The following is a 12015-nucleotide window of genomic DNA, read 5'->3' as shown; positions in this document are numbered from 1 at the left end:
CTCCTATACTGAGCAACCAATCAAGTTACACATTAGCTCTGTCATTTTAAGCCACTGAAATTCATACTGCATGGTAAAATTACCGAGCGTTGCCCAGATAATCATTAACCCTGCAACCAAAGTAAATGCAAAACCGACCGAGAAAATGTTCATCTGCGGCGCTGCTCGAGTCATAATGCCAAAAGCGAGATTAATTACGAGCATAGCGGTCAATGGTGCTAGAGATAACGACAGCGCAGTAGCAAATAACCATGAGCCCCATTTAGCAATATCATAGTAATTATCGACATGCCACCAATCACCACCAATTGGCCAAGATTGAAAACTAAATATAATCATTTGAAACATCATCAAATGACCATTGAAAACAAAAAAGAGTAGTGTGGCCAAAATTAAGTAAAACTGGCCTACTGCAGGTACACTCAATCCATTTGACGGGTCAACTACTGATGCAAAACCCAAACCGGTTTGCATCGCTAAAATTTGACCTGCCAATATAAATGTATTGAGTAACAACAAAGATGCAAAACCAATCGCGACTCCAATGATCATTTCTTGGATAACAACCAATATCATATGAAATGAAAATAAGTCAGTGAATTGAGACTGAGGGATAGCTGGCGCCACTGCCAGTGTCACGACCATTGAAAGGCATATTTTAATACGCTTAGATACACTCTGAGCACCTAAGCCAGCCATTACCATGATCATCGAACTGATACGAATGAAAGGGATTAAATAATCACTTAGCCCCTGCATGATATCCGAAAATAAAAACTCCATTTTAGCCTGCTATTTCAGGGATCCGCATAACCATTAGTTTGAAAAAGTCCATCAGCTCTTGCGTCATCCAATGACCACCAACGATTAAAGCAACCAGTGTAATGATGAGTTTTGGCAAGAAACTTAAAGTTTGTTCATTGATAGATGTTGCGGCCTGAAAGACTGATACCACTAGGCCGACCATCAAACCAGGTACAACAATTGCTGACACAAGTTTAATCACAACAAATAAAGAGTCACTTAAAATATCAACGAATACTTCCGGTTCCATCTTAAACCCCCAAGCCAAAGCTTCTGGCCAGCGTTCCCATGACTAATGACCACCCATCCACTAATACAAAAAGCATGATTTTAAATGGTAATGAGACAATCATAGGAGACAGCATCATCATACCCATAGCCATTAATACACTAGCAACAACCAAGTCAACTATCAAAAATGGGATGAAAAACATAAACCCAATAATAAACGCGGTTTGCAATTCACTGGTTACAAATGCCGGAATAATCACAATAAACGGCGTATCTTCTGGGCTATCTAATTTGTCATAGCCGGCAATTTTAGCAAAAGTCTCCAGATCTTTTATCCGCGTTTGAGAAAGCATAAACGCCTTCATTGGCTCTTTGGCAGCGTGAAGCGCTTGGACAGACGTCATTTCCTCATTCATATAGGGCTGAACAGCTTCGTCGTAAATTTTACTAAAAATCGGAGCCATGATAAAAAAAGTTAAAAACAACGACATTCCAACTAAAATCTGATTAGAGGGAGACTGCTGTAAGCCAATTGCTTGACGTAATATCGCCAATACCACAATAATGCGTGTAAAAGACGTCATCATGATTAACGCAGCAGGTATAAAACTGAGCGCCGTCATGATAGCCAAAACTTGAATCGTTACTGAGTATTCTTGAGAACCATCGGGGTTTGTAGTTACGCTGAGCGCTTCGATGCCATCATTAGCGCTCACCTGCGGTAGAAATAGGGTCAATCCAAATAGGATTAGGAATCGAAGCATCATATTCACTTTGTTTTTTTTATGGGTTGATTCATAAAACGACTGAGCTCCTTCACAAAAGGGGCCGATTGGTTTTCGCTTAAAGGGGTTTCTAATTGATATAAATAGTTTATATTTTGAGGCGTAACACCAAGTAAATGTTGCTTTTCGTCGATTTCGATGACCAATAACCTTTCTCGCGTGCCGAGCGGTAAACTACGAATTACTTTGAAATCTTGATTGTTCCCCACATTGGGGTTAACTCGCTTGACTAACCAAGCTAAACCTATTATCAGAGCAACAATAGAAGCCAACGAGAGCATCACTGTGACGATTTCCAAACTCGGTCCCTGAGGCTGCGATATCGCAGCCGCGCTTGTAAACATTATCCAAGTCATTTTAAATCGCTTATCTGAGCTTTTTAATTCGCTCGACTTGGCTAATAACGTCGGTTAAACGAATACCAAACTTGTCGTTTACTACAACCACTTCACCGTGCGCTATCAAAGTGCCATTGACCAATACATCCAGTGGTTCACCCGCAACTCGATCCAGTTCCACAACCGAACCTTGGTTCAGCTGTAATAGGTTTCGAATATTGATCTTAGAACGTCCAACTTCCATTGAGATGGTTACTGGAATATCTAGAATTGTATCTAACTTTCTTTTTTCATCGGCACTTAGGTTGGCATTGCTTTCTTCAAGCTCTTCTAGCTCAGCAACTTCAGCGCTGCCTTGATCGGTATCTTCAGCCTCTGCAAGCGCTGCCGCCCATTCGTCCATTGTATCTTGATCATCACTCATGCACTTACTACCTTAAAAACTTGATCACCAGTCAAGATCCACACCTTCTGATAGGTGCAAATCTTCTTCTAATTCAGCTAATTCTGCATCCGAATCGAGCTTTTTACCGCCTTTGGTAAAGACATGAAGCTCGGACTTCACAGATTCCGGACGCTTGATTTTCTCACTTATTTGTAATGCGACGTTATCTCTTGAACGGCCCATCTTCGCCCTAAAAGTAGGTAACTCTTCAACAAATACTGTAATGTGTTCCGGCATCTCTACAGGAATAATGTCTCCAGCTTTCAGTTCCATTATTTGCTGCAGCGATAAATCCACTTCTAGCAACTGCGTTGACATTTCAACTTCTACATCCATGATTTCATCACGTAGGGCCTTACTCCAACGTAAATCCGTATCTTCAGTATCTGATTGAACACCGGCATCGAGTAATTCTCTGATGGGCTCAAGCATAGAGTAAGGTAATGAGATATGAAAATCTCCTCCCCCACCGTCAAGCTCAATATGAAAAGAGCTTATTACAACCACTTCCGTTGGCGAAACGATATTCGCCATTGCAGGGTTAACCTCTGAATCTAAATATTCAAATGACACATCCATTACTGGCGCCCAAGCTTCTTTGTAGTCTTCAAAGATAATCTTAAGTAACATTTGAACAATACGACGTTCAGTAGGCGTGAACTCACGTCCTTCAATTTTGGCATGATAACGCCCATCACCACCAAAGAAGTTATCAACCAAGATGAAGACTAATCGCGCCTCCATCGTGATTAGGCCAGTCCCTTTAAGTGGGCGAAACCGCACCATATTCAAGCTCGTCGGTACAAACAGTGTATGGATATACTCACCAAACTTGAGCATTTGAACGCCATTGATGGACACCTCAGCTGTGCGTCTCATCATATTGAACAAACTAATGCGCATATGTCTTGCAAAACGTTCGTTTACAATTTCAAGGGTAGGCATTCGACCACGAACAATGCGGTCTTGAGAAGAGAAGTCATACTGTAAGGCATTTGCGTCCTCACCGTCTTCTCCCGTGGATACTTCATCTTCTTCAACTTCATCGACGCCATGGAGTAGCGCGTCGATTTCATCTTGTGATAATAAGTCGCTCACAATATCGTCCTACTGCATTACAAAACCAGTAAACAGCACACGTTCAATAACTTTGCTGCCTTCGACGCCTTCCATTGCAGCTTGCACTTTGTCCAATGCAGTCAGTCGAAGCGTTTCTTTGCCTGCACTCGTACTTAATTCATCTGCGGTCGTAGTAGAAAAGACCCCCAATAAAGTGCCTTCAATCAAGGGAATGTGTTTTTTAGCCACCTCTTCATTGACATCACCTCGCACAAGTAATTGCACTTTAATCTGCACAATTCTATCTCTACTTGCACCTGGTACATTGAATACAAAAGGCCTTGGCATCGCAACATACAAAGCACTACCCATTTCAGCTGCATTTTGCTCACTTAAGTCTTCTTGAACAGCTGTTGACTCCTCCGCAAGTGAAGCTTCCTCTTCCTCACCACCTGACATTAAGAAGAAACCCGCTACACCACCTAAAATCACTACCACTGCTGCAATAATGATGATGAGTTTCTTTTTCGACCCACCCGCTTCTTCTATTTCTAAATCGGTTTCTTCTGCCATATATGCGCTTCTTATAATTCAATATTCTTTTTTAATGATAGCAGTTGTTAAGCATAGTAATCTATCGCTGAGTCACTTTGTTTTCTGCTAGTCACTGATTGTTCTTTATTATTTTGCGCTTCGCTGCTCTCATTAGCAAGTTTTCCGTGACCATTTTGCTCATTCCCTTGCTGACCACTGCCTCCTTCGGCCTGTTGTTCGATATTGCTGTCACCGAGTTGAATACCTTGTTCCTCTAACATTTCTTTAAGCTTTGGCATTGATTCTTCAAGTAACTCTTTTGCTTGCTGGTTTTGTACTACAAAGTTCACCTGTGCTTGCTCTGCATCAGAGCGAATGCGAATGTGCATACTCCCCAACTCCGCCGGGTTCAAACGGATTTCAGCTTCTTGATTATTTAAGTTAATCATCATGTTAACTTTATCCTGAAGCATTTTTGCCGCATCACTCTTTGCTAGGTTAAGGCTTTGCATCAAAGCAGGGTCAGCTTGCAATTTAACCTGAGCTGAGGTTTGTTGCTGAGCCGTTTGTTGAACTTGGCGAGTTTGCTCTACTTGATGAATAACTTGCTCAAATTCCTCTTTACTCTGAATTTGCTCTGAGCCTAAGCTTCGGATCGCTTTAAAAATATTTTCAACATTAGCATTGGCAGTTTGACGTTGGTTACCACTGTTATTTTGTGACTGCTCACCATCTAACTCCGTAGCTATTTCAGGGGCTTCCTCACTTAACACCATGTCTGCGCTTTGTTTTGTAGGTTCAGTCACAATCGTCTCTTTCATAGATGTAACTTTAGTAGAATTGTAGCTCATTTCAGGCTTAGCAACCTGTTGAGTAGTGAGTTCAACCGCTGCATTACCCAACTTGACTTTAGTATCAATTGACTTATCTGTTATTTGTTCTGTGTCCTCAATACTTTTTGGTTGCTTTGAATTTGCATCGGGTGCTGGTTTACCCGTTACTAATGTATAGATCGCACTTTCTAAGCGCTTTACCTGAGGTTCAGACGCTTTATCACCGCTTAACTTTTCATTTAAGGCGCTCTCCAATTGCTTTTTCTCTTGAGGAGAGAGTTGCTCAACCATGGCTTTTAGTTCAGAGAGAACTTTGGTATTTGGCAATTCTTTGTCATGACCTTGCGCCGTACTCTGTATTAAGGATTTTGCTTGTAGCTCAGTCTTAGAAAAATTGTCATCAGCTTGAGTCGTCCCTTTAATTTGCGTCACCTGCTCCTCCTGAGCAACGGCTTTTCTAATCTGTGAGGCCAAATATGAAGTATCACTCTTAGGCGTGCTTTCAACCGACTTCGTAACATCATTTAGAACAGTCTTTAATTCTGTGTGACCTTTATTAGATTCTGATCCTATTTTGGTATCAACCGCATCCACTTTTACTGCTTTACTTGTTAACTCAGGCTGCACTTGAGGTTTTGACTCGTCAGCGGCAACAGTTTTATTGTGTAAGAACCATTCACGTGATTTTATTTCACCGTTAAAAACTTCTTTATCTGTGTTGAAGTGTTTTTGTGGCAGCGGGTTATTGATAGCTTTTTTTACGTCATCTTGTACATGACTGGGATCACCAACTGGCCCCTCAGAGTAACGAGGACCTGGGTCAACAGCTTTAAACCTTTCAGCTCCGGTAAGTTGGCCTTGCTTTTGAGGTATATCCTCACTTAAATGCTTATCTGATTGCAATAACGAGCCTTTAGTGTTTTCAGTATCAGCTTCAGACTGCTTACCTTGAGTGACTATTGGGCCAATCAGGTCGATAGGCCCTTTTTTACCCTTATCAATGTTGGAGCTATCAGGCAGTACGTCAACTTTACCCGCATGCTCTCGCATCGCTTTTGGAACCGGTGCTAAATGATGCTCCACATCGGTTTTTTGTTTGTTTGAAGCTGTTATTTGCGATAACAAATTATCAGGTGTTTGTCCTGTTTCTTTTGGCTGCGCATCAATGTCTTCTGACATCTCTACCTGCAACATGATATCTGGACCAGTCTTAGGTTTAGGCAAGTGCGAATCATCTAGTTTTAACGGCTCGTCAGGACTCGTTTGTACCTGAACAGGCTCAACTTCGCCTGAGTCTGTGTCACTCTGTGATGCAGCTTGCCTGCGCTGCGCTTCAGCTTTTGCTTCTGACGCTAACGCAGCACTTTTAGCTTCTTCTTGCTCATTTGCCTGCGCCAATACAGCCATGAACCCTTGTTCTGCTGACCTTTCATCTGCCTGTCTATGTTGAGGTGAAACTGAATTGTTCATACCTACATCTAGCGAAACATTAGCCATACTCTCACCTTTTAATGTGGCAACCTAAGACCGCTTGCCTACTTCAAATACCAATTTTGTTATAAAATGCAATTTTTAAGCCATTAATTGAGCACTTTATTTCTCATAAACATATTTGTTGCAAATTCATCTAGCATTTTTTGCTCCGCCTTTGCTTGAATACGTTGTTTTTCTTCTTGTTTCTTCTCAATCAACTTTGCGATTGCTTTTACTTTTGCCTGCTGACTCAACCAGAGCTTTCTCCGCTGCTCGACAACCCGCTTTGCCGTTGCCACTGTATTTGCTTGTTGCTTAATTGCCTCTTCAATTTTATTTATAAAACTGTGATATTGAGTAAACCCGCTACTGCTTAAGCCTTGCTGAGCCTTAGTGTGCAATTGTTGTGTGTATTCCAACCGGAAATCATTCAACCCTTTGAGCTTCTGTTGATTGTCAATTAAACTATTTTCAGCCTGAATAAAGTTAATTCGCAATGAATCTTCTTTATCTGACTCTAACTTATGTAACAAAGATAATTTATCCGTCGCCATTAGCCTTGTCCTAATAGTTGTGATAAGCCTTGCAAGCATTCATCGTAATTAAGTACGTCCTTCATGCCTTGTTGCAAGAAACCATTAACATTGGGCATCATTGCAATGGCTTGATCTAGCATGGGGTCACTGCCTTTTTGATACGCGCCCAATGTGATCATGTCCTTGTTTTGTTGATACATAGAGTAGACTTGCTTTACTATTCTAGCTTGCTGCATATGTGTATCTGACACCACTTGTGGCATTACACGGCTAATGGACTTTTCTATATCAATTGCAGGATAGTGACCACTATCTGCCAGCTCACGGGACAAAACAATATGCCCATCAAGTATGGCTCTCGCAGAATCTGCAATGGGGTCTTGCATATCATCGCCCTCACTAAGCACTGTAAAAAAGGCTGTAATAGAACCTTGGCCTTCTCCACCATTACCAGCCCTTTCAACCAAAGCGGGTAACTTAGCAAATACAGAAGGTGGATAACCTTTGGTTGCAGGGGGCTCACCAACTGCGAGTGCGATTTCCCGCTGAGCCATCGCATAACGAGTCACTGAGTCTAGTAACAACAAAACGTTTAAGCCTTGATCTCTAAAATACTCTGCAATAGTGACTGCACTCTCACAGCCTTTTAATCTCATCAAAGGGGAGGCATCAGCAGGAGCGGCGACAACAACTGAACGACGACGCCCTTCAGTACCCAAAATCTCATCAATGAATTCTTTAACTTCTCGGCCACGCTCACCGACTAGACCGACGACAATAACATCAGCTTCACTGCCCCGAGTCATCATGCCTAATAAGACTGATTTACCAACACCACTTCCGGCAAACAGTCCCATTCGCTGCCCTTGCCCAACAGTGATAATTGAGTTAATTGCTCTCACGCCAACGTCCATCGGCTCTTTAATTGGACGTCTAGCCAATGGGTTTATCGGTGCTTGTGCGAATTTTAGACGCGCCTCTGCTTGGATAGCGCCGAGCCCATCTAAAGGCCGGCCCAAGCCATCGACAACTCGACCTAGAAGGCCCATACCAACAGGCAAGCCGGCTTCTTTGACTTGTGGGATAACTCTTGCACCTGGCAGTACACCAGAAATGCGGTCATTCGGCATAAGATAAAGCACATCGTTATTGAAACCAATCACCTCGGCATCAACAAAACCATTTATCGTCTCTATTTTACACTGACTGCCCACCGCGGCATTGAGCCCTTTTGCTTCGAGGGTCAGCCCAACAACACGTGTTAGGCTGCCTGCCACGGCAACACCAAATGGATGAATATGTTTTTGGTATTTATGTATTCGTTGTGCAAAAGACGAATTTTGCTGTTCTAGCTCTGACATTTAACATGGCGCGATAATTCTTAGATACCGCTATCATGCAAAAACTTCTCCAGAATTTCAGAAAGCCTTGTTTTTATCGTCAAATCAATAGAAGAAATGGGGGATTTAATCTCACAACCACCGCGTTCAAATGTCGGTTCAGGGATTAGCTGCCATTGCTGCTTTTGTATCATTTCTGCGCCGTAAGCTTCCTCAACCAAGGTCAGGTCGTCAGGATGCAAGTGCACTTTAAGCTGCACTTCGGCTATGGGTAGCGCATCTAAGCCTTTCTTTAACGCTTGTAAGATTAAGTCTGGATTCGCTTTAATTTCGTGGAAAGTAATTTGTTGCGTCAATAAACTGACAAGCTCAATCAGTTGTTTTTCACAGGCTTCATCAACTTGCTTGAGTGGTTCATGAATTTTTTCAATTAGTTGAGTGAGTGTTTGTAATCTCTCTTCAACTAACGGTTTTGCATCTTCAAGGCCTTGTTGTTTACCTATTGCTAACCCTTCTTTTTGCCCAGCTTCATTCCCTTCTTTTGCGCCCTTCTCAAACCCTTCAATATAGCCTTGTTCGTGGCCTTGCTTCAGACCTTCATCATAAGCGTCTTGCCTGATTTGCTCGAGCTCTTCCAGAGTCAAAGTAGGGATCTCCGGCTCAACTGTTTCCGGCTCAGTATTGCGCTCTGTCTTGGTATAAAGTTCTTCAAGTGGAGTCCCCATGGCTGTAGAGCGCCCAGTTAAGCCGCTGAGGTCCTCTTTTACATCTGGAATAGGCCAGTCTTCTAAATGTTCAAGCAAAGCATCTACTGCTTCCCCGTGAACTGGCCGGCCACGCTGAAATTTAGGTTCTGACATGGTTTACAGGAACTCCTCACCACCACCGCCGCCGAGCATAATCTCTCCCGAGTCAGCTAAACGTCTGGCTGTTGCCAATATTTCTTTTTGTGCAGCTTCAACTTCACTAATTCGAACTGGAGGCATGGCTTCCAAATCATCAGCCATCATTTCGGCAGCACGCTTCGACATGTTGCTCAATATCTTATCCTTCAAGGAATCATCAGCCCCCTTGATGGCTTTCATCAGAACATCTTGCTGTACCTCACGCAGAATCGCTTGAATCCCTCTATCTTCTACATCCATCAAGTTTTCAAACACAAACATCAAGTCTTGGATTTGTTGTGACATTTCTTCGTCATGCTCACGAATAGAATCCATCAACTGACCTTCTACATTGGTATCTAGATAGTTCATGATGTCTGCTGCCGCTTTTAAGCCGCCCATTTTCGCAGCTTGCGCACCAGCTTGACCTGCAAATTGTTTTTCCATGATTTCATTTAGCTCTTGCAGTGCTGCTGGCTGAACTTCTTCTAAGTTAGCAATACGCATCGTCAGATCTAATCTGACTTTCTCGGTGAACTGAGACAAGATTTCTGCCGATTGCTCTGGCTCTAAATACGATAAAACAATGGTTTGGATCTGCGGGTGTTCATTACGAATAATGTTGGCAACCTGTTTGGAGTCCATCCACTTCAAGGAGTCTAAACCTTTGGCACCTGACCCCATCACTATCTGGTCGATCAAGCTTGCTGCTTTATCTTCACCTAGAGCTGCCGTCAATGCCTTTTTAATAAAGTCTTCAGACTGGAAACCAATAGTACTAAAGCTTTGGATCTGCTCAATAAATAAATTATGTACAGCGCTGATTTTTGATTGCGATAAATCGTCAATCGCCGCCATCGCCATACCCACTTTTTGAACTTGCTTCGGCTCTAGGTGTTTTAAAATTTGTGCTGCATCTTCTTCTGTTAAACTTAAAAGTAAGATGGCGGCTTTATCGACGCCATCAAGCTTCTCAACATCGAACGTTGGAGGCAGTTGTTTTTGTTCTTCATCACTCATCTTCAGTTAACCACGCTTTGACCACTTGAGAAGAAAGCTCAGGCTCATTGGCTACTAATGCACGAACCGCTTTCAGTAGATCTTCATCACCATGTAAGTCTGGCAATTGTAATGTACCATCAGAGGAGAAGCCAACTGCTGATTCATCAAAGTCATTACTTAGCATATCTAATGTACTATCACCTAAGTCTACACCAGCAGTCAGTGCATCCTCATCATAGTCCTCAAGAGTATCATCTGGGTAAATAAGTCTTTTCAGCATAGGGCGAACTACTGCCATAATCAACACGATGATAACCAAAGCACCGGCTGCAAGACGCGCAACCTTCATAAACCACTCTTGCTCCCAAAGTGGCAGCTCTGATGCCTCTAAAATGTCTTCGCGTACAAAAGGTACCGTCACAACTTCAAGCGCATCACCTCGTTGCATGTCAAAGCCAACACCACCTTGAAGTAGGCGACGGATATTATTCAATTCTTCTTGTGCTCTTGGCACCATTGATACGTTCCCTTCAGCATCAGCCTTTGCGACGTAATCAACAGCAACGGACACACTTATGCGGCGTATTACACCAGTCTGTTGACGCTTATGAGAAATCGTCGTATCAAGTTCATAGTTACGCGTCGCCTCTCTTTGTGAGCGACTTGGAGTAGTTCCTTTACCACTGCCACCTGCACCAGCTATTTCAGGAATATTAGAATCCATTGGCGGCTGATTAGTTAATGCACCTGGAATTCCTGCGGTGATCCCGCCAATATTGTTTTCTTCAAAGGTTGTTTCGCTGCGTACAGCAGGTAAGTCTGGGTTAAAGCGCTTGTGCGTCTCTTCAACCGCACTAAAGTCCATTGTCAAATCAACTTGAGCAGTGAAGTTACCTAACCCCACAACAGGGATCATAATGCTGTCAATTTTCGATAAATATTCAGACTCACGTTTGCGCTCAATTTCATATTCTTTGCGAGAACGTGCAGCTAAAGAGTCTTGAGAACCTGAATTTAATAAACGACCATTTTGATCAGTTACAGTAACCCGTGATGGCTCAAGCCCTTGCACCGCTGACGCGACAATATCTACTATTGAGTCAACTTCCTCACCATCGAGTGTGCGACCACGTTTCATGGTTAACACAACTGTTGCAGAAGGCTTTTTCTCACGACGAGCAAATACATTTTCTTTTGGAATCGCTAGTAGCACTTTGGCTCTGTTAATATCTTGAAGTTCTTCTATCGTGCGTGCTAGTTGCTGTTCTCGGCTGTGCTTTAACCTTTCTCTTTCGAGACGCTGGCTCACGCCAAAACCCATATCTTGCATCAAAATATCTGTGCCAGAGGTCGGTGACTGAGTAAACCCATCACGTGCCATTTTTAATTTGATATCTTGATAATCGGTTTCTGCAACCATGACGGTATTACCGTCTAATTCATACTCAATTTTTTGCGCATCTAGGAAATCCAAAGTCTGAACGAGTTCATCCGTTGGATATTGACCAAGCGGTCGCATATCAGGCTGACGAGCCCAAATAATGATGAAAATAGCAATTGCCAAACAAATTGCCAGTGCGATCACGAGCGTAACTTGACGCAGCATATCAACGCCACTCAATGCGCTAAAATAACCAGACTTTTGCTCTTGCTGGGTATCTGCGCCTTCAGCTACTGCACCTGCTTGGCCGTCTGAAAGTGCTAGATCTGTCGTTTGATTTGTAGCCACAGTTACTCTCCAATCTTCTCTT

The 12015-nt window shown here is 42.8% G+C and carries 13 protein-coding genes; all 13 read right to left on the bottom strand.

Going from position 1 to position 12015, the window contains the following annotated elements; all coding sequences use genetic code 11:
* Window positions 1-3 precede the first annotated feature (3 nt).
* On the bottom strand, window positions 4-783 hold the full coding sequence (fliR, locus tag S4054249_RS06430; protein ID WP_046357595.1) for a flagellar biosynthetic protein FliR: 780 nt from the start codon (window positions 781-783) through the stop codon (window positions 4-6).
* A gap of 1 nt (window position 784) precedes the next feature.
* The gene (fliQ, locus tag S4054249_RS06425) at window positions 785-1054 is read right to left on the bottom strand and encodes a flagellar biosynthesis protein FliQ (RefSeq protein ID WP_046357594.1); all 270 of its coding nucleotides are present in this window, start codon (window positions 1052-1054) and stop codon (window positions 785-787) included.
* A 1-nt stretch (window position 1055) separates the two neighbouring features.
* The gene (fliP, locus tag S4054249_RS06420) at window positions 1056-1799 is read right to left on the bottom strand and encodes a flagellar type III secretion system pore protein FliP (RefSeq protein ID WP_046357612.1); all 744 of its coding nucleotides are present in this window, start codon (window positions 1797-1799) and stop codon (window positions 1056-1058) included.
* Window positions 1800-1804: 5 nt separating this feature from the next.
* A complete protein-coding gene (gene fliO, locus S4054249_RS06415) occupies window positions 1805-2164 on the bottom strand; it encodes a flagellar biosynthetic protein FliO (RefSeq protein WP_230851813.1) in 360 nt (119 codons plus the stop codon).
* Window positions 2165-2186: 22 nt separating this feature from the next.
* Window positions 2187-2582 (bottom strand): flagellar motor switch protein FliN, encoded by a 396-nt coding sequence (gene fliN / locus S4054249_RS06410; protein WP_039609453.1) that lies wholly within the window; start codon window positions 2580-2582, stop codon window positions 2187-2189.
* Window positions 2583-2606: 24 nt separating this feature from the next.
* Entirely contained in the window at window positions 2607-3701 is a 1095-nt protein-coding gene (fliM, locus tag S4054249_RS06405; protein WP_039609454.1) for a flagellar motor switch protein FliM, read from the bottom strand.
* 9 nt (window positions 3702-3710) lie between these two features.
* Window positions 3711-4235: a flagellar basal body-associated protein FliL gene (gene fliL, locus S4054249_RS06400; RefSeq protein ID WP_046357592.1), complete on the bottom strand. Its 525-nt coding sequence runs from the start codon at window positions 4233-4235 to the stop codon at window positions 3711-3713.
* A gap of 47 nt (window positions 4236-4282) precedes the next feature.
* Window positions 4283-6526, bottom strand: coding sequence for a flagellar hook-length control protein FliK (locus S4054249_RS06395; RefSeq protein ID WP_052961090.1), 2244 nt, complete (start codon window positions 6524-6526; stop codon window positions 4283-4285).
* Window positions 6527-6609: 83 nt separating this feature from the next.
* The gene (gene fliJ / locus S4054249_RS06390) at window positions 6610-7056 is read right to left on the bottom strand and encodes a flagellar export protein FliJ (protein ID WP_046357591.1); all 447 of its coding nucleotides are present in this window, start codon (window positions 7054-7056) and stop codon (window positions 6610-6612) included.
* Window positions 7056-8399, bottom strand: a complete 1344-nt coding sequence (gene fliI / locus S4054249_RS06385) for a flagellar protein export ATPase FliI (RefSeq protein ID WP_046357590.1) — start codon at window positions 8397-8399, stop codon at window positions 7056-7058. The genes fliJ and fliI overlap by 1 nt, the downstream gene beginning before the upstream one ends.
* A 20-nt stretch (window positions 8400-8419) precedes the next feature.
* Window positions 8420-9238, bottom strand: coding sequence for a flagellar assembly protein FliH (gene fliH / locus S4054249_RS06380; protein ID WP_046357589.1), 819 nt, complete (start codon window positions 9236-9238; stop codon window positions 8420-8422).
* 3 nt (window positions 9239-9241) lie between these two features.
* Complete coding sequence (gene fliG / locus S4054249_RS06375) at window positions 9242-10282, bottom strand: flagellar motor switch protein FliG (protein ID WP_023401801.1); 1041 nt, start codon at window positions 10280-10282, stop codon at window positions 9242-9244.
* The gene (gene fliF, locus S4054249_RS06370; protein WP_039609459.1) at window positions 10275-11993 is read right to left on the bottom strand and encodes a flagellar basal-body MS-ring/collar protein FliF; all 1719 of its coding nucleotides are present in this window, start codon (window positions 11991-11993) and stop codon (window positions 10275-10277) included. The genes fliG and fliF overlap by 8 nt, the downstream gene beginning before the upstream one ends.
* Window positions 11994-12015: the final 22 nt, after the last annotated feature.

Source organism: Pseudoalteromonas luteoviolacea, from assembly GCF_001750165.1.
Taxonomy (GTDB): domain Bacteria; phylum Pseudomonadota; class Gammaproteobacteria; order Enterobacterales; family Alteromonadaceae; genus Pseudoalteromonas; species Pseudoalteromonas luteoviolacea_G.
Note: the sequence above shows the minus strand (reverse complement) of the source record. Positions and strands in the feature narration are given on the sequence as shown.